Origin of the sequence: Helicobacter suis (genome assembly GCF_902196135.1) — a bacterium.
GTDB classification, from domain to species: Bacteria; Campylobacterota; Campylobacteria; order Campylobacterales; family Helicobacteraceae; genus Helicobacter; species Helicobacter suis_A.
Window position 1 is genome coordinate 108,045 of record NZ_CABIKE010000003.1, and the last position, 19,656, is coordinate 127,700.

Genomic DNA, 19,656 nt, shown 5'->3' on the forward strand with positions numbered 1-19,656 from the left:
AGGTATTAGCCTGAGCTAAGCCTAGTCTTCAAAGAATTTTGACTATACTTTGTCCTCTTTTCTAAGAAAGGTTTGAAAATGCAAATTTTTATAGTCCACCTAAGCGATGCTACTTGTAAAAAGTTTGGGTTAGAACCACGCGATATTAGCCCTCTGCTAAAAAGTTTAAAACACCCTAAACATGAGGTGAAGGTTTTTGATGCCATCTATGCTAGAGTAGATCCGGATAAGCCCACAAGTGAAGCCTTGCACCCGCTTATTAAAGCGTATCTACAGCCTGTTTTTGTACAAAAAGAGATCGCCTCCCCCCCACTTTCAAAGATTATCTACAAGCCCACTTTATTGCCCTATTAAAACGCGGAAAAATCATGTCTTTAGCAGAACTGGGCTGTTTTGCTAGCCATTATGCTCTGTGGCAATATTGCCTCTGTCATAACACCCCTATTTGCGTGCTAGAAGACGATATAGAAATAGAATCCTCTTTTTTTGAAGCCCTTGATTTTTTAGAAAAAGAAATACGAGGTCTGTACTATGTTAGATTAAACTACTCATGGAAGCACACAAAAACCAAACCCACCCCTTTTAAACAAATCCATGAAATTATAGGGGTATACAATGGTATAGGTACACAAGGCTATGTACTCACACCCCAAGCAGCTACTGCTTTCATTAAAGCCTCCCGCTTTTTTCATGTATCTGTAGATTGGCTCATGGATGCCTACCATCTGCATAAAATCCCTAATTTGGTTATCAAGCCTTTTGCTATTAAAGATGGCGGATTGTACTCTAGCCAAATTCAGCACCTAGAACGATCTCTTTCTCCCTCCCTGCAACTTATGCATAAAATTTGGTGGCGCTATTTTCCTAGATTCTACCCACACTAGCAATTATAAAATACTCCATTAAGTTGCTACTAATCTTACTTTGCTACGAGTTAAACATCATCTTGATACATTATATTAAGGCGCATTTTTTATACTTGCGTCTCTGGCTTTATTTAGTTTTAATTTATAGGTTTTACCCCTATCTCTTGGTTATGTCAAATCAGCCATGCTAAAATGGTAAAACATTTGGATCATTAAAAGAAGTCAAATTCGTGGTTTTTAGTTCTTTCTCCCTTTTTTTAAACACAAAGACCACCCTCCCTAAAATATTTACTAACAAAGAGCACAATAAGATTTTATTTTTAAGATAAGGCAAACGATGCAAGCGGTGATCTCTTTACTCTGGGGGCTTTTGGCTTTAGTGGGGGCTGTGTGTTTGGGGGTTTTGGCTTTGCATAAGGGCGAGAGCATTAACGCGCTTTGGCTAGTGTGCGCGGCGGTGTGTATTTACACTTTAGGTTATCGTTTCTATAGCCATTTTATAGCATTCAAGGTTTTAGAGCTTAATGACAAACGCGCCACCCCCGCCCATGTGCTTCATGACGGACAAAATTTTATCCCCACACATAAGGCTGTAACTTTTGGGCATCATTTTGCTGCTATTGCTGGAGCTGGGCCTTTAGTAGGACCCATTCTAGCCGCACAGATGGGTTATTTGCCCTCTGTACTTTGGATTTTAATAGGCAGCGTGCTAGGAGGTTGTGTTCATGATTTTGTGGTGCTTTTTGTCTCTATGCGGCGCAGTGGGCACTCTCTAGGCGAGATGATTAAAGAGGAGATGGGTCCTTTTGTGGGTTCTTTAGCGATGTTAGCTACCTTAGCCATCATGGTTATTATCATCGCTATTTTAGCTATGGTGGTGGTTAAGGCCCTAGCCCACTCACCTTGGGGGCTTTTTACCATTTCTTGTACAATTCCCATTGCTATTCTTATGGGCCTCTATACCCGCTTTTTTAGACCCAAAGTACTAGAAAGCTCAGCTTTAGGTTTGATTCTTTTATTTTTAGCAATCTATTATGGCAAGGTTGTAGCCAGCAATGCATTATTAGCCTCTTATTTCACCCTCAAGGCAAGTACCCTTGCATGGGGCATTATGGGCTATGGCTTTATCGCCTCTATTTTACCCGTGTGGTTTTTACTCGCCCCAAGGGATTATCTAAGCACCTTTTTAAAAATCGGGGTGGTGCTTGCCTTGGCTCTTGGTTTAATTTTTGTTGCCCCGCCCATGCACATTCCCAAACTCACCTCTTTTATCAATGGCAATGGCCCTGTTTTTGCCGGTGCGCTCTTTCCCTTTCTATTTATCACGATTGCTTGCGGGACAATTAGCGGCTTTCATGCCCTCATTGCTTCCGGCACCACCCCTAAAATCATTGATAAAGAAAGCCATGCCCGTTTAGTGGGCTATGGATCGATGCTTATGGAATCTGTAGTGGCTTTAATGGCTCTTTTAATGGCTGCTATTTTACACCCCGGATTGTACTTTGCTATCAATGCCCCCGAAAAAAGCATAGGCAATAATCTAGCCCAAGCGGCTAAGGTGATTAGTTCTTGGGGCTTTTCTATCACACCTGAGGAAATTAAAACCCTCACCCAAAACATAGGCGAACAAAGCATTTTAAGCCGTACAGGAGGCGCACCTACCTTTGCTATCGGGTTAAGTTTATTACTCTACCAGCTTTTAGGCCACCCCTCTATTATGGCCTTTGGCTATCATTTTGCTATCCTCTTTGAAGCTCTTTTTATTTTAACCGCTGTAGATGCCGGCACCCGTAGCGCGCGCTTTATGATCCAAGACATGCTAGGCCATCTTTATAAACCTCTTGGTAATCACAAGTCTTATAGTGCAGGTATTTTAGCCACTTTTCTAGCCGTCGTATTCTGGGGGTATTTTTTATATCAAGGCATTTTAGACCCTAAAGGCGGGATTTACACCCTTTGGCCTCTTTTTGGAGTGAGTAACCAGATGTTAGCCGGCATGGCTTTAATCTTGTGCACCACCATTTTATTTAAAATGCAACGCTTTAAATACGCCCTAACTACGGCATTACCTGCCTTTTTTATCCTTTCTATTACCTTTTATAGCGGGGTGTTAAAGATTTGGCCAAGAGGAGAGGACGCCGTGCTTAATAAAGTCTCCCATGTGGCTACAATCCAAGCTTTAAAAGAAAAACTCGCCTACACCACAGATTTAAAGCAAATAAGCCAGCTTAAGCAGGCCATTTTTAACCATAGCATAGATGCCATTCTTTGCCTTTTTTTCATGTGTGTGGCGTTTTGTGTACTTTGTGTGGGTTTGTACATTTGCTATAACGCCTATTTTGGCAAAATAGCGCCCCCGCTTGCAGAGTCTGTTTTTGTACCCTCTAAAAATTAGCTATGCCATGTTAAAATGAGGAAAAATACTTAAGGAATGCAATGGATAGACATAATAGCGATGCTGATGTGGCGCAGTTTTTGCAATTTTGCAAAGAAAAAGAAGTGGAGTTTGTAGATTTTAGATTTACTGATGTGAAAGGTACTTGGAATCATCTGGGTTATTCTGTTGGCGGGGTGGATAAGGATTTGCTGCAAAAAGGAATTCCTTTTGACGCAAGCTCCATTCCAGCATGGCAAAGCATCGATCGCTCAGACATGATTTTAAAGCCCGATTTAATCCGCTACTTTTTAGATCCTTTCAGTGCAGACATTACGGCGGTGGTTTTCTGCGATGTGTGGGATGTGTATAAGGAGCAGGATTATGAAAAATGCCCAAGAAGCATTGCTAAACGGGCTTTAAAACACCTACAAGATTTAGGCATAGCCGACATCGCCTACTTTGGCGCAGAAAACGAGTTTTTCATCTTTGATTCTATTAAGATTAAAAATAGCGCTAACTGCCAGTATTATGAGATTGATACAGAAGAGGGCGAATGGAATCGCGATCGCAGTTTTGAGGGGGGAGTGAATTTTGGCCACAGAACAGGGCATAAAGGCGGGTATTTGCCCACCCCCCCCACAGATACGCTTGTAGATATCCGCGCTGAGATTGTCAAAGTTTTAAATCAAGTGGGGCTTGAAACTTATGTGGTACACCACGAAGTGGCGCAGGCGCAGTGTGAGATTGGGGTGCGTTTTGGTAATCTTGTAGAGGCTGCAGACAATGTACAAAAACTTAAATATGTGGTTAAAATGGTGGCTCATCTTAATGGCAAAACCGCTACTTTTATGCCAAAACCCTTGCATGGAGATAATGGAAGTGGCATGCACACCCATGTGAGTTTATGGAAAGAGGGGCAAAATCTTTTTAGCGGAGATGTGTATAAAAATTTAAGCCAAATGGCTTTACACTTTTTAGGCGGGGTACTTAGGCATGCCAGAGGGCTAGCAGCCTTTACTAATGCCTCTAGTAATTCTTATAAACGACTCATCCCGGGTTTTGAAGCCCCCTCTATTTTGACTTATTCAGCACAAAATCGCAGCGCAAGTGTGCGCATTCCTTATGGGGCACAGGGCAAGGCTGCGCGTTTTGAGTTGCGCTTTCCAGACAACTCATCTAACCCCTATTTGGCTTTTGCAGCTATTTTAATGGCAGGCTTAGAAGGGATTGCACAAAAAAGCGATCCGGGAAAACCTATGGATATGAATTTGTTTAAACTCACCCTAGATGAAATCCGAGAGAAGGGGATCAAACAATTACCCCACACCCTTAGAAGTGCGCTTGAGGAAATGCTAGCCAATAAAGAATATCTTAAAAAGGGCGAGGTCTTTAGTGAGGAATTTATCCAAACCTACCAGAGTTTTAAATTTAAATCTGAGGTATTCCCTTGGGAGAGCCGCCCACACCCCTTTGAATTTAAAACCACCTATTCTTGCTAATGCGTAAAAGAGGCAGTTCTTTTAAGGATAGCTACAGCAAATTTAAGCTTTTTATGCGGGCTGTTAAAATCATTGCCCGTTTCTTTAAAAAACGCTAATTAAGGATGGCCATGAAAGAGATAGTCTTAGCTTTATTTGTACTTTTATTGGGTGTGGGCTGTGGGTTTAAGGCAGATAAACATGCAGAAGGGCCTATTCCATTTTCTTATTACGAGTCTAATGAAAAGCCACAGCCTAAAAACCATTTATTGGTTTTATTAGCCCCTATGCACATCACTTTTAGTAAAAATGTACCCGCTAATATGCAACAAGGCTTTAAAGATTCCATGCTCGATCAAATCCAGATGATTTTAGAAAAAAGGGGTTTTTCTGTTGCAGTAGCCCATACACCTCTTAGCGCTACTGAACAAGATCAAGGGTATGTTCTTGTAGAAGTGAGTGGAGATGTTAAGGTTTTAGAAGACATTAGTTTAAGGGAGGATAGATTACGCAATGGGGGGCTTGAGGGTAAAAATAGCAATTTGTCTATGGGCTTTTTAGAGCTTAAAATTCTAGAACCTAAGAGTCAAAAGGCTCTAGATCAAGCTAGTTTAGAATTGCCCGGTTATCAGGTAAGAACGCGGGTTACCGTGCGCCAAGAAAGAACTTCATCGGGGGGTTATATGCCTGTTAGTGTGGTTACGCCTATACATGGTAGCGGATTTGATAGCAATGTGTATCAGATTTTATCACAGATTTATGCCCAAGGGGTTGAGAAAATCAGCCGCAAACTTAGAAGCGATGATCTCATGCGCTATAACTATTTAGTGCAAAAATTTAAAAAGAGCCATTAGGGTAAATCCTCTTGCAGGTGTAATACCTGCGTACCAAAGTCAGTATCAATTTCTACGCGCAGTGCCCCCTCACAAAAGACTTCATAGCGCATTTTTTCATGCAAACTCAAAACATAGCTAGGTAAAATAGGCAAGAGAGCGCAATGACCGCGGTTTAAGCTAATTTTATTGATATGCACTTGTTTAACCAGTGCTTCAATTTCTAAAATGTGTTTGGTGCGGTAAACTCCATACTTTTTACTCCAAGAAGTATAAGGTTGTCTTTGGCTAAAAAAGAGGGCTTGAACGGGGTTTTTGGGTAGTTGCATTTGCTCTTCTCTGAGTAACTGCTCACCGGTTGGCAGAGCCAAAAGAGGGACAAAAAGAAAACAAAGAAAACGGATCAATTATTCTCGCTACCAAAATTGCGATCTAAAATTGAGCGGATTTTCACAACGCTTTGTTGATCGGCATGGAAGAAAATCTCTACGCGGTTATTTTGCATGCGTTCCTCTAGGCTGTTATTAGGGACAATGGGATCATTCTTGCCATAGGAGGTAAAAGAGAGTTTTTGCGGATCGATTCCATCGCTAAGCAAGACTTTCATGACTTTGTAAGCACGGCTAGCAGCAAGGGCGTAGTGATCTTTAAACCTTGAATTGGAGGGGAGGGGTGTATTATCTGTAAACCCGCGTACATTAATGTCTACTTGATCGGGGAGTGCGTGGATAATCTTAGCGATGCGGTGGATATACTCGCGCATAGTCGCATTGATCGTATCATCATAAGAATTTTCAAAAAGAAGAGAAGAGGGTAGCTTTAAAACCACACCTTGGGCTATTTGTTCTAAAATCGCGCCTTGTCCTACTTTGCTAATGGTAACTTGGGAGCGATTAGAATTTTCATTAGCTTTACTTGACTCTGTTTCCATGCTAGTTTGAGTATCCCCCGGAGCGGGTGGAATGGTGATAACAGGTTGCACAGAATCAGGTCTAGGTGCATAATCAAAGATTTTAAGAAATTCTTTTTTTAACGCCTTAACCTTAGATTTATTCACCACAGAAATGGCATAAAGCGCGATAAAAAGCGCTAGTAATAAAGAGAGAAAATCAGCATAAGGAACAGCCCAGCGCTCTCCAGCAGGGCATTCAACCGGTTTAGCTTTTTTAGCAGCCATTATTCAAACTGCGACTTTTTAGGTTCGCCCGGGGCGATATAATTTAAAAGCTTCATCTCTAAATCCCGTGGGTTATCCCCATTGGCAATCCCTACAATGCCCTCTAAAATCACCACTTTTTCTTTAAGAATGTCTTTAGCCTTGCTTTTAAGTTTATTACCAAAAGGACCAAAGAGCGCATAAGCACAAGTAATTCCGGTTACGGTTGCTGTAAAGGCCCCAGCGATGCCTAGCGCCATTGCTTGGGGGTTATCTAGTTTTTGCAAGGCAAGCATCAAGCCTAGCACCGCCCCCACTAACCCAAAAGTAGGCGCTGACTCGCCAGCTGTGATCCAATAATGCGCCGCGCCGTGATAATACTCTTCTAACTCTTCAATGGCTACATCTAGGCTTTCTTGCACAGATTTAATATCCTTACCATCAACAATCATAGAAAACCCATTGCGGGTAAAATCATCCTCAATCTGGCTAACTTTAGACTCAAGCGAGAGTACCCCATCTTTTCTAGCCATTGTAGAAAACTCTACGATATTTCTAATCGTCTCTTGCAAATCAACCTTTGGGTTTAAAAACACAATTTTAATTTCTTTAAAAGCAGCCTTAACATAGCGGGCATGGGTACTGACCATAGCCGCACATAGCGTAGTGGGTACAATGATGATAATAGAGCTTAAATGCACCACATGGATAGGGTTACCCCCCTCTAACAAATCCCCCACAGAAATAGCCGTAAGGGCTAAAATCACACCCAAGAGTGATGATAAATCCATAAAACTACTGCCCTTTCTTAATTATTGCGGGTAATCGCTCAGGGTTTTAATGCCATTTTCCCCGCACACACGGCATTTTACATTTCTTTGTACGCTAATTTTTCTAAATTCCATGTTTTTGGTATCCACATGCAAAACTTGGTTAGTCAAAAGCGGAAAACCTAAGAAATATTTAATCGCCTCTGAAGCTTGGATACAGCCTACAATACCGGGTACCACCCCAAAGAGTCCGGCTTTAAACATGCCCTGTGCTTTTAATTCAGGAGGCTCTTCAAAGACACAGGCAAAACAAGCCGTTCTTTTAGGTAAAACCGTTATCGTCTGTCCGCGGTGTTTGAAAATCCCGGCGTGGCTAAAGGGTTTGTTAGCTAGTACGCAAGCATCGTTGATTAAAAATTTACCCGCAAAATTATCTGTTGCGTCAATGACAAAATCGTAGTTTTGGATAATTTTAAGAGCGTTAGAGGCGTTGAGTTTATCAAAGTAAGTTTCCACTTGAGTCTCTGGATTAAGAGCAAGCATTTTACGCTCGGCTGATTGTACTTTTGAACTATTAATTTCGGCTGTGGTGTGGATAATTTGGCGCTGTAAGTTGCTTAATTCAATAATATCAAAATCTAATACCCCAATGCGCCCAATCCCGGCTGCGGTTAAATACATCGTATTAGGCGAGCCTAGCCCTCCTGCTCCAATGACAAGTACGCTAGCCTTTAATAATTTTTCTTGCCCCTCCTCCCCTACATCTTCAAGCATCAAATGCCGTTTATAACGCTCTTTTTGTTCCTCTGTCATTACAGTCCTTAAGGGTTGATATGTGCAATCCAAGCCCGCATGTGTGGTTGTTCGGCTTTTAAACTAGTGGGCTGTCCATGCCCGGGATAAAGGGGTTTGTCCTCGCTTTGTAAATCCTGAAAGCGTAGCAGAGAGGCGCGCATTTCCTTAGGATCAGAAAAGGGAAAGTCATAGCGACCAATGCTTCTATAAAAAATAAAATCCCCGCTGAAAAAAGCCCCACCCACTTCTATCATGCAACAGCCCGGGGTATGCCCCGGAAAATGCCAGTAAGTAATGGGGATAGTTGCTATTTCAAAGCTATAAGAACTTTTAGTGCACTCTATGCCTATTATATCCTCTTCTTTACACGGGGTAAGGCCTAAATTAAAACAATCAGAGGTGAGCATGAAAACATCAGCCTGAGGGGCATAAAGAGGTACAAGGGGCCAAGCTTTTTTAAGTGCATGGGCATCCCAGATATGATCATAATGCCCGTGTGTGATGAGAATGGCCAAAGGGTTTTTGCTTTTTTCAAGCACCCAAGAAGTAGCCCCCAGCCCCGGATCAATAACTAAATCTCCTTGCTCAAGGCGCAAAATATAACAATTTGTTTGCGTATCCCCAAAGGCTTGGACTTGAATTTGCATTAAAAATCCTTTGCTCCATTCTAACAAATTTTTAGCCAAAGTGCAATAGCCATTTTTACTCAATAAAGGGGCTATAGATACCATAAAATGCTTGGATATGTTTAACTTAATTTCTTTTTATAAACTAAAATAGACCTGTAAAATTGTAAATACCTAGAACTAGTGTTTATTTTTAAAACCTGTATTGCGTAAATGTTTTTTAATGTTGGCTAGCGCTCTAAGATCACTTGGTGAAACGGGGATAAAAATGCGTTGGAGTTTGTTAGGTGAAACTAGCATGGAATGCTTCGATCTCTTTTTAAATAGCCAACCATTTTTCACTAGATTTCGGATTAAATCATTGACATCTTTATTAGAGCTGTAATGTACGGACACTTTATTTGCCTGCTATAGTGTTTGTGGCTATTTTAACCAAAAAAGTAAATGCAAAAACTTGTGTTTAAAAACGATCTAAGTTAATGGATATAATAACAGCAGACTTTTATTAAAGTTTGGGGAGATTCTATGTTCTTTAAAAAATCTAATCCTAGAAATCATCCTGATTCTGCACCGCTTAGCACGCACTTAGCTATTTCCTACAATAATCTTAAAAATGCTCCAAAACCGGAAGGTTCTTTACTCATCGCTTTTATTCCGGCAACTCTTCTTTTTAAAGAGGTGGTCAATACACTTGAGAGTCAATTTAACCATATCCCCACCCGTCTTGTTTTGCAAACAGCCGGGCAAATTGGAGGCTCTAAGCAGGATTTTTACCACCTCAATTCTGAACCCATTCTGATTACTATTTTTGATTCAAGATTGTTTAAACAGGTAGAGTCGTTCATGGTAGATACTCTTTGTGAGGATATCCAAAAAGCACAAGTGCACATGGATTTAGAAACGCGCAAGAACAAGATCAAAACCATTATTGAGCAAAAAGTCCGCCCACGAATGTATGTTGGCTTGCTAGATACTTTTATTTTAACCTACTTCCCCGGACTTACCGCCTCTGAGAATTTCTTTTTAGAAGCACTCATAAAATCTAATATACCCTTGAGTAATTTAGTAGGCGGGAGTGCGGGAGGAAAGTTAGATTTTAAAGAATCTTATCTAGCATTAAATGGGCGTATTAGCGCACAAGAGGCGGTTTTAATCTACTGCAAGCTAAATCAAGGGTATCACTATGAGGTCTTCACTACCCATAATTTTGAAAAGACGCCCACCTCTTTTTTAATTGGGGAATATGTACCAGAACTCAGGCAGGTCAAGTCTTTTTTAATAGGTAATGAGTTGGTGAGCGCTGTAGATGCCCTTTGTGCCCATTTTGAATGTACTCCAGAAAATTTAGCCAATGCTTTAGTGGGTTATACTTTTGCGGTAGAGATTTTAGGGCAAATTTTTATCCGATCAATTGGGACTTTTAATGCTGATAAAAGCATCACTTTCTTTTGTGATTTATATTTTGGTGAAAGCCTAATTTTAGTGAAGGCTACTAATTTTATACAAAGCACTTTAAAGGCGTATCAAGAATTTGCTAAGGGTAGAGAGGCTGTGGCCATTTTAGCTAATGACTGTGCTTTGCGCCGGATTAATAACCAAAAGGATTTGCCCGGATTTTCTGTTTTTGATAATTGCCCCATTAGTGGATTTTCCTCCTTTGGGGAAATATCTAATAACTTGCACCAAAACCAAACCCTAGTCGCTCTTTGTATTTTTCAAGGCGAACCAAGCAAGGAAGGCAATAAAGAGTTTTTGATCCATTATAGAAACACGCTATCTTATTATGAGCAAATTAGGCATAACTATTTAGAAAGGGTTATTACTATTAAAAATACCTTGTTGGAACAATACGAGGGGTATAATCAAGTTGCCGGGATCAATCACGCCTATTTAAAAGAAATTGCAACAAAGGCTACGGCTAACCAGACTTATGTTAACGCGGTTAGAGAAGAGATGCTTAAATTACAAAACTCTATGTCTAGCTTAGAAAATTTATCCATACACTCTCTTCAACCGTGGGAACGATTAATGGTAACATTGCAGAGGTTTCTAATGCTTTACGAAAAATTGATCGCGTGTCTTATCAAACTAATTTATTAGCCCTTAATGCAGCTATTGAGGCAGCTAGAGCAGGTGAGCATGGAAGAGGCTTTGTAGTGGTGGCTGATGAGGTGGGTAATTTAGCTAGTAGTGTGCAACAACGATTAGAGGAAATCGGGGTTACTTTTTCCTCTATGAATGAGGCGGTTAAAAATATTGAGGGTTCATCTAAGGCAGTGCTAGATTCGGCTAATCAGAATAATGTAAGTTTAGATGAGCTTAGTCAAGCCGTACTATCCTTACAAACCCAATCAGAGCAGATGGAGCAAATCGCCCAAAAAAGTCTGCAAGATATTTCACGAATCCAAGAACAAGTTGAAGGGATTAGAGAGAGTATCCGCAAGAATAAAGAACTCATTAGTAGACTCTTGCCTGTTAGAGAAACTAAGACCTCTTAAAGATTTGTTATACTTAGCAAATGCCTACACGCGGGTTATGCCCGTGTTTATACCGCTACGCCTAAAAAACCTAATTTAAGGATTAAAAATGGGCATGTCGCAATTTTTAAGTATCTTTCTTTTTATAAGCTTATTGTATTCTCAAGATCAAGTGATTTTAAAAGAGGCAGAGATAGCCTACAAGTCTAAGGATTATCCAAAGGCCTTTAAACTTTATAAACAGATGGCTAAAATAGGGGATGCGCAGGCTTTTTATCATTTAGGGTTGATGTATGATTTGGGGCAGTATGTGGATTTAGACCGCGATAAGGCCATTGAATACTTTAAAAAAGCAGGAAAAATGGGCGTGGTGGATGCTTATCTTAAATTAACAGACAGGGCCATAGACTTTAGGGGAGTTTCTTGCAAAGAGGCCTTTATCTATTATCAAAAAGCTTTAGATTTAAATCAAAAAAGGGCAGATGTTTATAAGAGTTTAGGGAATTTTTACTTATCTGCAACATCAATGGCAGATTGCCCCGCAGATTATAATGCATATCCAGACAAAGACGACCGGTACTACCAAAAAGGCATGTTTTATCTTGAAAAGGCTGGGGAAATGGGTAACTTTACAGCCTACATACGTTTAGGAAACGGATATCGTCGTGGCGATCCTGGATTTGTGCGGAGTTATAAAAAAGCTAAGCAATATTTTCTAAAGGCCGCAGAAGTGTTAGAAAAGGCAGGAGAAAAAGGCGATTCTCAGGCCTATAACGAATTAGGTTTGCTTTATAAAGATTATGATGATGATCCGCAAGATATCCTAAGCGATGGGCATAAATCGGTTGCTTATTTCCAAAAGGCAATTGCTTTAGGAAATACTGAAGCCTATGTACACATGGGAGAGTATTATGAGTATGGGAGTTCAACGGTGTATAGAGATGATGATAAGGCCAAATGGTATTATCAAAAAGCAGGGGAACTTGGGAATGCACAGGGGTATGCAAAATTGGTATCAATGTATCAAGGAGGAGTGTATCAAGGAGGAGGAGTGGGGTTACTCAGAAAAGGCATGGAGTACTTAGAAAAAGCGGGGGCTTTAGGGGATGGGTATAGCTATGAAAAATTAGGGAATATCTATTATTATGGCCGTCCAACTATGTGGGCAGATGATCCTTATGCTCCCCATATCCCTAAAAACTACAAAAAAGCCGCGCAGTACTTTCAAAAATGTATCAATATGGGCGTTGCTCATTGTTATTATGATCTTGCCGGCATGTATAAAAAAGGCTTAGGTGTACCCAAAAATTTAAAAAAGGCTGAAGCCTTAGCAGAACATGCACGAGATATTTTTTGCGATAAAGGAATGGATGATCTTTGTGAGGGAGATACAGAGGGAGATACAGAAGAATAGTTGGTTTTTAGGTGTGATTGAAAGATCATTTTTTAAACAAGCCCACAAACAAGGGCGCTAACTTTTCCTAAGATCACTTAAAGATTTTTAGGCTATAATAGCCCTTTTTTTAGCGTAAATTTTTATAAAGGGAAAAAGTGCCAACTATCAACCAGTTGATCCGCAAAGAGCGAAAAAAAATCCTAAAAAAAACTAAATCTCCGGCTTTGGTAGAGTGCCCACAAAGGCGCGGGGTTTGTACCCGTGTTTATACCACCACACCTAAAAAACCTAACTCAGCCTTGCGCAAAGTTGCAAAGGTGCGTTTGACTAGTAAATTTGAAGTCATTAGCTATATTCCGGGTGAGGGGCATAATTTACAAGAACACTCCATTGTATTAGTGCGCGGAGGAAGGGTTAAAGATTTACCCGGGGTGAAATACCACATTGTGCGCGGGGCACTGGATACAGCTGGGGTGAATAAACGATCGGTTTCTCGTAGTAAGTACGGGGCTAAAAAAGCCAAAGCAGGGGCTGAGAAAACAGCTAAAGGAACAAGTAAAGGAAAAAAATGAGACGGAAAAGAGCACCGGTTCGAGAGGTTTTAGGGGATCCTGTTTACAACAATAAGGTTGTTACAAAATTTATCAACAAAATGATGTATGCGGGTAAAAGAAGCATTGCAGAAAAAATTATCTACGCTGCTTTAAATAAGATTGAGGAAAAGAGCGGGGAAAAGGGCATTGAAGTTTTTGAAAAGGCTTTAGAAAATGTCAAACCTCTAGTAGAAGTGCGATCTAGGCGCGTGGGTGGGGCGACTTATCAAGTGCCGGTAGAAGTGCGGCCTGTGCGCCAACAATCCCTCTCTATCCGCTGGATTTTAGAAGCCACTCGCAAACGAAACGAACGCGCGATGATAGACAAGCTAGCTAATGAATTAATGGATGCAGCTAGCGATAAAGGCGCAGCTTTTAGGAAAAAAGAGGAAGTGCATAAAATGGCTGAGGCCAATAAAGCCTTTGCCCACTACCGCTGGTAAGGATAAACATGCCACGCAGAACCCCTTTAGAAAAAATCAGAAATATCGGGATTGCCGCCCACATTGATGCGGGAAAAACCACCACCTCCGAGCGGATTTTGTTTTATACGGGCGTGAGCCATAAAATTGGTGAGGTGCATGACGGCGCGGCTACTATGGACTGGATGGAGCAAGAAAAAGAGCGCGGGATTACAATTACCTCAGCGGCTACAACTTGCTTTTGGAAAGAACATCAAATTAATTTGATAGATACCCCCGGGCATGTGGATTTTACCATTGAAGTGGAACGATCCATGCGTGTTTTAGATGGCGCTGTGGGTGTGTTTTGCTCAGTAGGTGGCGTACAACCCCAGAGTGAGACTGTATGGCGTCAGGCAAATAAATACGGCGTACCCCGCATTGTATTTGTCAATAAAATGGATCGCATCGGGGCTAATTTTTACAATGTAGAAAGCCAAATTAAAGAACGACTCAAGGCTAACCCTGTGCCTATTAATCTTCCAATTGGAGCAGAAGATACCTTTGAGGGTGTGATTGATTTAGTGGCAATGAAGGCCATTATCTGGAATGATGAAACTATGGGCGCTAAATATGAGATTCAAGAAATCCCCTCTGATTTGCAGGCTAAAGCAGAGGAGTACCGCGAAAAACTCTTGGAGGCAGTAGCCGAACAAGATGAGGCTTTAATGGAGAAGTATTTAGCGGGTGAGGCACTCAGTGTTGCAGAAATTAAACAAGGCATTAAAAAGGGCTGTTTGGGCATGAGTCTTATTCCTATGCTTTGTGGTTCTTCTTTTAAAAATAAGGGGGTGCAAACTCTCTTAGATGCTGTGATTGATTATTTGCCCGCACCCACAGAAGTAGCCGACATTAAAGGAGTCGATCCTAAAAACGAGGAAGAGGTGCATGTGCAAAGTAGCGATACAGGCGAATTTGCCGGGCTAGCCTTTAAAATCATGACCGATCCATTCGTGGGGCAATTAACCTTTGTGCGGGTGTATAGAGGTAATTTAGAATCAGGCAGTTATATTTACAACTCTACAAAGGATAAAAAAGAGCGTGTGGGGCGGCTTTTAAAAATGCACTCTAACAAGCGCGAGGATATTAAAGAGGTGTATGCGGGTGAAATCTGTGCCTTTGTAGGGCTTAAAGAGACTTTAACCGGTGATACACTTTGTAGCGAAAAAGATCCGGTAATTTTAGAGCGCATGGAATTTCCAGAGCCAGTAATTCATATCGCCGTAGAGCCTAAGACCAAAGCCGATCAAGAAAAAATGGGTGTGGCTTTGGGCAAATTAGCAGAGGAAGATCCTAGCTTTAGAGTGATGACACAGGAGGAGACCGGACAAACTCTAATTGGAGGCATGGGCGAGTTACACCTTGAAATTATTGTAGATCGCCTCAAGCGCGAATTTAAAGTGGAGGCAGAAGTAGGTGCCCCTCAAGTGGCCTTTAGAGAGACCATTAGAAGCGCGGTACAAAAAGAGCATAAATACGCCAAACAATCCGGTGGACGCGGGCAGTATGGGCATGTTTTTATCAAGTTAGAGCCTAAAGAACCCGGTACCGGCTATGAATTTGTCAATGAGATTAGCGGGGGAGTCATTCCTAAGGAATATATCCCCGCTGTGGATAAGGGCATACAAGAAGCGATGCAAAGCGGGGTTTTAGCGGGCTATCCGGTGGTAGATTTTAAAGTAACGCTTTATGATGGCAGTTATCACGAGGTGGATTCCTCTGAAATGGCGTTTAAAATTGCCGGTTCTATGGCGTTTAAAGAAGCTTGCCGGGCGGCTAACCCTGTGCTTTTAGAGCCCATGATGAAGGTGGAGGTAGAAGTACCTGAGGAGTATATGGGCGATGTGATTGGGGATTTAAACCGCCGCAGAGGCCAGATTAATGCCATGGATGATAGATTAGGGCTTAAAATTGTGGATGCTTTTGTGCCCTTAGTAGAAATGTTTGGTTATTCTACAGACTTGCGCTCAGCCACGCAAGGGCGAGGGACTTATTCTATGGAGTTTGATCATTACGGCGAAGTACCCGCCAATATCGCTAAGGAAATTGTTGAAAAAAGAAGTAGGTAGTACTTAGGCTAGGAGATTGGCATGGTTTTACTCATTGACATGCAAGAAAAGTTATTTTCTGTTATGACTGAGTCTGCTAGCCTACTAGAAAATTGTTTGCGCTTTTTAAAAATTGCCCAAGAACTTGGCGTTTCTATCCAAGCAAGCGAACAAAACCCGGCTAAGTTAGGCACTACTTTAGAACCACTCAGGCCTTTTATTAAAAATACCACCACTAAAGAAAGTTTTAGCGCCTATCCAGTTTTGTCTATCCCTAAAGACCCTTTATATATTCTAGGTATTGAAACCCATGTATGTGTCTATCAAACAGCAAAAGATTTTCTAAAACAAGGGTTTGAAGTTAGTTTGTTAGCAGATTGTACCAGCTCTAGGGATTTACAAAACAAGAACCTAGCCTTAGAAGATTTAAGGCATTTAGGTGCGCGGGTGGTTTCTGTTGAGATCGTAGCTTTTGAATGGCTACAAACCTACACCCATCCATGTTTTAAAGCCATCTCTAAAATCATTAAATAGTTTGAGAATTAAAAGAGCATAGAGAGTCTAGCTTAGTAATTTCTACGCCTAAGAAAATCTAGCCAAAATTTGTCATTAGCCAGTAACACAAAAAAAGAGGCAGAGGGATAAATAGGTTAATTTTTTGTGTGTAAAATCTTTTTGCGCTCATATTTGCAATATTTATCTTATGAGTAGAAAGGAGAACACATGGCTAAAAAAATGAAAGCTGCTATTGTAAAGAAATTTGGAGGCCCGCTTTTTGTAGAGGAAGTAGACATTCCTCAAGTACATGAAGGAGAGGTGCTGGTTAAGATTGAGGCGTGTGGGGTGTGCCATACTGATTTACACGCCGTAGATGGAGATTGGCCTGTTAAACCTAAACTTCCTTTAATCCCCGGACATGAAGGTGTGGGTTATGTGGTGGAAGTGGGCAAGGGGGTTAAACACATTAAAGAAGGCGATGCAGTAGGCATTCCTTGGCTTTATAGCGCATGTGGGCATTGTGATCACTGCATGGCTGGCTGGGAGACGCTGTGTGAGCACCAAGAAAATGGCGGGTATTCAGTTAGTGGCGGGTATGCAGAATATGCTCTAGCAGATGCTAATTATGTTGGCGTACTTAAAAAAGATACAAATTTTTTAAACATCGCGCCCATTCTTTGTGCAGGTGTTACGGTTTATAAGGGCCTTAAAATGACAGAGGCCAAACCCGGGCAATGGGTAACTATCTCTGGTATTGGCGGTCTAGGACACTTGGCCGTGCAGTATGCTAAGGCGATGGGCTTGAATGTAGCCGCTGTAGATGTTGCAGAGGACAAATTAGAGTTAGCTAAAAAATACGGCGCAAGTGTGGTGGCCAATGCCAAAGAATTAGGCGAGCAGGGCACTATTGATAAAATTATCCAAGAAACAAACGGGGGTACACATGGCGTACTAGTTACTGCTGTGCATCCGGTGGCTTTTAAACAGGCATTAGGATTTGTGCGTCGTGGCGGGACTGTGGCGATGAATGGGCTTCCTCCAGGGGAGTTTCCCGTTAATATTTTTGACATGGTTTTAAATGGGATTACTTTGCGTGGCTCTATTGTGGGTACGCGACTAGATCTGCAAGAGGCGATTAATTTTGCTGAAGATCAAAAGGTCAAAGCCCATGTTGCACCTGCCAAACTAGAAGACATCAACGCGATCTTTGAGCGCATGAAAAAAGGCGGCATTGATGGGCGTATGGTGCTTGATTTTAGAAACTAGGAGTTTGCATGAGTGCTTATAAAGACAGCAAACAAATTTTTAAATCCCGCTATGAAAATTACATTGGCGGGGAGTGGGTTAAACCTCTTAAGGGAGGGTATAAAGCCAATAAAAGCCCCATTGATGGGAGTGTTTTGTGTGAAGTGCCTCTATCTAGTCCAGAAGATGTAGATAAAGCCCTAGATGCTGCTCATAAGGCCAAAGATGCATGGGCAGCTACTTCTGTGGAGGCAAGATCTAATCTCTTACTTAAAATTGCTAATCGCATTGAAGCTAATCTTGAAAAGATCGCCTATGCTGAAACTTGGGATAATGGCAAACCTATCCGTGAAACCCTGAATGCAGACATTCCTTTAGCTATCGATCATTTCCGCTATTTTGCAGGTTGTATCCGTGCCCAAGAGGGGTGTATTAGTGATATTAGTAAGGATATGGTTGCCTACCATTTCCACGAACCTTTAGGGGTGGTAGGTCAGATCATCCCTTGGAATTTCCCTATTTTGATGGCTGCTTGGAAACTAGCTCCCGCTTTGGCTGCAGGCAATGCTGTTGTTATCAAGCCTGCCTCACCCACACCTGCTAGTATTTTGGTACTCTTTGAGATTATCGGGGATTTGTTGCCTGCAGGCGTGGTCAATATTGTTAATGGCAATGGCGGACAAATTGGCAAACACTTAGCCACAAGCCCTAAAATTGCTAAAGTGGCCTTTACCGGATCAACAGCGGTAGGAAGGCAAATCATGCAATTTGCAACAGAAAATATTATTCCCTGCACCCTAGAGCTAGGAGGCAAGAGCCCTAATATTTTCTTTCCTGATATTTGCGAACATGAAGACGCGTTTTTGGATAAAGCCATTGAGGGTTTGGTGCTTTTTGCGTTTAACCAAGGTGAGGTGTGTACTTGCCCCTCAAGAGCGCTTGTACATGAAAAAATCTATAATGATTTTATGCAAAAAGTTTTAGAACGAGTCAAGGCCATTAAAGTGGGCAATCCTTTAGACTTAGAAACCATGATGGGTGCACAAGTAGATGAAAACCAAGTCAACACCATTTTAAACTACATTAAGATCGCCCATGAAGAGGGCGCGGAGTGTCTGATTGGTGGGCAGAGAAACCACATTGCAGGGCTTGAAAAGGGGTGTTATATAGAGCCTACCATTTTTAAAGGGCATAATAAAATGCGCATTTTCCAAGAGGAAATTTTTGGCCCTGTTTTGGCACTGACTACTTTTAAAGATGATGATCAAGCCCTAGAGATTGCCAATGATACGCTATTTGGTTTAGGGGCTGGGGTGTGGACTAGAGATATTAATCGTGCTTATCACTTTGGTCGCTCCATCAAAGCCGGGCGGGTGTGGACTAACTGCTACCATGCCTATCCTGCCCATGCAGCCTTTGGAGGATACAAACAAAGCGGGATTGGGCGCGAGACACACAAGGTCATTTTAGAGCACTACCAACAGATTAAAAACCTTTTGGTAAGTTATAGCATCAACAAATTAGGATTCTTTTAATGGGTGTGCCAAAGGTTATCCTGACAGAGGAGGCTAGAGCCTTGATCCAAGAACTCAAGGCTTTGCATCCAGACTTTATTTTTTATCAGTCTTGTGGTTGCTGTGATGGGAGTGTTGTTTATGTCTATGATCGGGCTGATTTTAAGCTAGGCGATAATGATATTTGCTTAGGCTCTGTGGGAGGGGTGGAGTTTTACATGCACAAGAACCAATATGCATACCAAAAACACACCCAGCTTATTTTAAGCGTCAAGCCCATAGAAGCCAGCGAGTATTCTTTAGAGTATGGCATGGGTAAGAGTTTTGAGATCAAGAGCCGTTTATTCACTTCTGAGGAACTTAAGGCGATAGAACAAGAGTAACTAAAGCTATCACTTTAAGCGCCTGATCTTTATCTACAAACCGGGTACATCTTGCCTTCTTAAAGAAGTAGCCTTACTTTGAGTTGGGGAAACCAGCATGCTTACAAACTAAGAACAAATAAAATATAACAAGGGGGTTA

20 protein-coding genes are annotated in these 19,656 nt (G+C 41.5%); 15 read left to right on the forward strand and 5 right to left on the reverse strand.

Annotated elements, in window-relative coordinates; translation table 11 throughout:
• The first annotated feature begins 78 nt into the window (after nucleotides 1-78).
• The 5 genes from G6Q06_RS03150 to G6Q06_RS03170 all read left to right on the forward strand — a co-directional run bounded on the left by G6Q06_RS03150 (nucleotide 79) and on the right by G6Q06_RS03170 (nucleotide 5,575).
• Nucleotides 79-354, forward strand: a complete 276-nt coding sequence (locus tag G6Q06_RS03150) for a lipopolysaccharide biosynthesis protein (protein WP_163565693.1) — start codon at nucleotides 79-81, stop codon at nucleotides 352-354.
• An 11-nt stretch (nucleotides 355-365) separates the two neighbouring features.
• Nucleotides 366-884, forward strand: coding sequence for a glycosyltransferase family 25 protein (locus G6Q06_RS03155; protein ID WP_275896948.1), 519 nt, complete (start codon nucleotides 366-368; stop codon nucleotides 882-884).
• 319 nt (nucleotides 885-1,203) lie between these two features.
• Nucleotides 1,204-3,261 carry a carbon starvation CstA family protein gene (locus tag G6Q06_RS03160; RefSeq protein WP_163565695.1) on the forward strand — a complete coding sequence of 686 codons (2,058 nt, stop codon included), beginning with the start codon at nucleotides 1,204-1,206 and terminating at the stop codon, nucleotides 3,259-3,261.
• Between the two features lie 41 nt (nucleotides 3,262-3,302).
• Complete coding sequence (gene glnA, locus G6Q06_RS03165) at nucleotides 3,303-4,742, forward strand: type I glutamate--ammonia ligase (RefSeq protein ID WP_163565696.1); 1,440 nt, start codon at nucleotides 3,303-3,305, stop codon at nucleotides 4,740-4,742.
• 110 nt (nucleotides 4,743-4,852) lie between these two features.
• A complete protein-coding gene (locus G6Q06_RS03170; RefSeq protein WP_163534584.1) occupies nucleotides 4,853-5,575 on the forward strand; it encodes an HpaA family protein in 723 nt (240 codons plus the stop codon).
• On the opposite strand, the gene G6Q06_RS03175 is transcribed toward G6Q06_RS03170, so the two are convergent.
• From G6Q06_RS03175 to G6Q06_RS03195, 5 genes are read right to left on the reverse strand one after another with little or no spacing between them, the layout of a single operon-like run.
• The gene (locus G6Q06_RS03175) at nucleotides 5,572-5,961 is read right to left on the reverse strand and encodes a hypothetical protein (protein ID WP_240329183.1); all 390 of its coding nucleotides are present in this window, start codon (nucleotides 5,959-5,961) and stop codon (nucleotides 5,572-5,574) included. The two genes, G6Q06_RS03170 and G6Q06_RS03175, sit on opposite strands and share 4 nt — an antisense overlap.
• Complete coding sequence (gene motB / locus G6Q06_RS03180) at nucleotides 5,958-6,731, reverse strand: flagellar motor protein MotB (protein WP_205435819.1); 774 nt, start codon at nucleotides 6,729-6,731, stop codon at nucleotides 5,958-5,960. The genes G6Q06_RS03175 and motB overlap by 4 nt, the downstream gene beginning before the upstream one ends.
• Nucleotides 6,731-7,501 (reverse strand): flagellar motor stator protein MotA, encoded by a 771-nt coding sequence (gene motA, locus G6Q06_RS03185; protein ID WP_163498815.1) that lies wholly within the window; start codon nucleotides 7,499-7,501, stop codon nucleotides 6,731-6,733. The genes motB and motA overlap by 1 nt, the downstream gene beginning before the upstream one ends.
• A gap of 21 nt (nucleotides 7,502-7,522) precedes the next feature.
• Nucleotides 7,523-8,293 carry a HesA/MoeB/ThiF family protein gene (locus G6Q06_RS03190; RefSeq protein WP_163565697.1) on the reverse strand — a complete coding sequence of 257 codons (771 nt, stop codon included), beginning with the start codon at nucleotides 8,291-8,293 and terminating at the stop codon, nucleotides 7,523-7,525.
• 8 nt (nucleotides 8,294-8,301) lie between these two features.
• Complete coding sequence (locus G6Q06_RS03195) at nucleotides 8,302-8,922, reverse strand: MBL fold metallo-hydrolase (RefSeq protein WP_205435820.1); 621 nt, start codon at nucleotides 8,920-8,922, stop codon at nucleotides 8,302-8,304.
• Between the two features lie 504 nt (nucleotides 8,923-9,426).
• Between G6Q06_RS03195 and G6Q06_RS08535 the strand changes: the two genes are divergently transcribed.
• The 10 genes from G6Q06_RS08535 (at nucleotide 9,427) to G6Q06_RS03245 (ending at nucleotide 19,516) form a co-directional block, all read left to right on the forward strand.
• The gene (locus tag G6Q06_RS08535) at nucleotides 9,427-11,001 is read left to right on the forward strand and encodes an FIST signal transduction protein (RefSeq protein ID WP_275896945.1); all 1,575 of its coding nucleotides are present in this window, start codon (nucleotides 9,427-9,429) and stop codon (nucleotides 10,999-11,001) included.
• On the forward strand, nucleotides 10,917-11,399 hold the full coding sequence (locus G6Q06_RS08730) for a methyl-accepting chemotaxis protein (protein ID WP_275896946.1): 483 nt from the start codon (nucleotides 10,917-10,919) through the stop codon (nucleotides 11,397-11,399). The genes G6Q06_RS08535 and G6Q06_RS08730 overlap by 85 nt, the downstream gene beginning before the upstream one ends.
• Nucleotides 11,400-11,487: 88 nt before the next feature.
• Nucleotides 11,488-12,792 carry a tetratricopeptide repeat protein gene (locus G6Q06_RS03210; protein WP_163565698.1) on the forward strand — a complete coding sequence of 435 codons (1,305 nt, stop codon included), beginning with the start codon at nucleotides 11,488-11,490 and terminating at the stop codon, nucleotides 12,790-12,792.
• Nucleotides 12,793-12,929: 137 nt separating this feature from the next.
• Nucleotides 12,930-13,346, forward strand: a complete 417-nt coding sequence (gene rpsL / locus G6Q06_RS03215) for a 30S ribosomal protein S12 (protein ID WP_163533764.1) — start codon at nucleotides 12,930-12,932, stop codon at nucleotides 13,344-13,346.
• Nucleotides 13,343-13,810, forward strand: a complete 468-nt coding sequence (gene rpsG, locus G6Q06_RS03220) for a 30S ribosomal protein S7 (protein WP_034376793.1) — start codon at nucleotides 13,343-13,345, stop codon at nucleotides 13,808-13,810. The genes rpsL and rpsG overlap by 4 nt, the downstream gene beginning before the upstream one ends.
• 8 nt (nucleotides 13,811-13,818) lie before the next feature.
• Nucleotides 13,819-15,897, forward strand: coding sequence for an elongation factor G (gene fusA / locus G6Q06_RS03225; protein WP_163565699.1), 2,079 nt, complete (start codon nucleotides 13,819-13,821; stop codon nucleotides 15,895-15,897).
• 21 nt (nucleotides 15,898-15,918) lie between these two features.
• Nucleotides 15,919-16,410, forward strand: coding sequence for an isochorismatase family protein (locus tag G6Q06_RS03230; protein ID WP_240328745.1), 492 nt, complete (start codon nucleotides 15,919-15,921; stop codon nucleotides 16,408-16,410).
• A 189-nt stretch (nucleotides 16,411-16,599) separates the two neighbouring features.
• The gene (gene adhP / locus G6Q06_RS03235; protein WP_163565700.1) at nucleotides 16,600-17,640 is read left to right on the forward strand and encodes an alcohol dehydrogenase AdhP; all 1,041 of its coding nucleotides are present in this window, start codon (nucleotides 16,600-16,602) and stop codon (nucleotides 17,638-17,640) included.
• 8 nt (nucleotides 17,641-17,648) lie between these two features.
• Nucleotides 17,649-19,154 carry an aldehyde dehydrogenase family protein gene (locus tag G6Q06_RS03240; protein ID WP_163565701.1) on the forward strand — a complete coding sequence of 502 codons (1,506 nt, stop codon included), beginning with the start codon at nucleotides 17,649-17,651 and terminating at the stop codon, nucleotides 19,152-19,154.
• Nucleotides 19,154-19,516 (forward strand): DUF779 domain-containing protein, encoded by a 363-nt coding sequence (locus G6Q06_RS03245; RefSeq protein ID WP_240329184.1) that lies wholly within the window; start codon nucleotides 19,154-19,156, stop codon nucleotides 19,514-19,516. The genes G6Q06_RS03240 and G6Q06_RS03245 overlap by 1 nt, the downstream gene beginning before the upstream one ends.
• Nucleotides 19,517-19,656: the final 140 nt, after the last annotated feature.

Coding starts and splice junctions, on each gene's coding strand:
- G6Q06_RS03190 (WP_163565697.1), bottom strand. CDS start 8,293: ATGACAGAGGAACAAAAAGAGCGTTATAAACGGCATTTGATGCTTGAA.
- rpsG (WP_034376793.1), top strand. CDS start 13,343: ATGAGACGGAAAAGAGCACCGGTTCGAGAGGTTTTAGGGGATCCTGTT.
- G6Q06_RS08535 (WP_275896945.1), top strand. CDS start 9,427: ATGTTCTTTAAAAAATCTAATCCTAGAAATCATCCTGATTCTGCACCG.
- motA (WP_163498815.1), bottom strand. CDS start 7,501: ATGGATTTATCATCACTCTTGGGTGTGATTTTAGCCCTTACGGCTATT.
- G6Q06_RS03195 (WP_205435820.1), bottom strand. CDS start 8,922: ATGCAAATTCAAGTCCAAGCCTTTGGGGATACGCAAACAAATTGTTAT.
- G6Q06_RS03170 (WP_163534584.1), top strand. CDS start 4,853: ATGAAAGAGATAGTCTTAGCTTTATTTGTACTTTTATTGGGTGTGGGC.
- G6Q06_RS03230 (WP_240328745.1), top strand. CDS start 15,919: ATGGTTTTACTCATTGACATGCAAGAAAAGTTATTTTCTGTTATGACT.
- adhP (WP_163565700.1), top strand. CDS start 16,600: ATGGCTAAAAAAATGAAAGCTGCTATTGTAAAGAAATTTGGAGGCCCG.
- G6Q06_RS03245 (WP_240329184.1), top strand. CDS start 19,154: ATGGGTGTGCCAAAGGTTATCCTGACAGAGGAGGCTAGAGCCTTGATC.
- G6Q06_RS03240 (WP_163565701.1), top strand. CDS start 17,649: ATGAGTGCTTATAAAGACAGCAAACAAATTTTTAAATCCCGCTATGAA.
- G6Q06_RS03150 (WP_163565693.1), top strand. CDS start 79: ATGCAAATTTTTATAGTCCACCTAAGCGATGCTACTTGTAAAAAGTTT.
- glnA (WP_163565696.1), top strand. CDS start 3,303: ATGGATAGACATAATAGCGATGCTGATGTGGCGCAGTTTTTGCAATTT.
- G6Q06_RS03160 (WP_163565695.1), top strand. CDS start 1,204: ATGCAAGCGGTGATCTCTTTACTCTGGGGGCTTTTGGCTTTAGTGGGG.
- G6Q06_RS03210 (WP_163565698.1), top strand. CDS start 11,488: ATGGGCATGTCGCAATTTTTAAGTATCTTTCTTTTTATAAGCTTATTG.
- motB (WP_205435819.1), bottom strand. CDS start 6,731: ATGGCTGCTAAAAAAGCTAAACCGGTTGAATGCCCTGCTGGAGAGCGC.
- fusA (WP_163565699.1), top strand. CDS start 13,819: ATGCCACGCAGAACCCCTTTAGAAAAAATCAGAAATATCGGGATTGCC.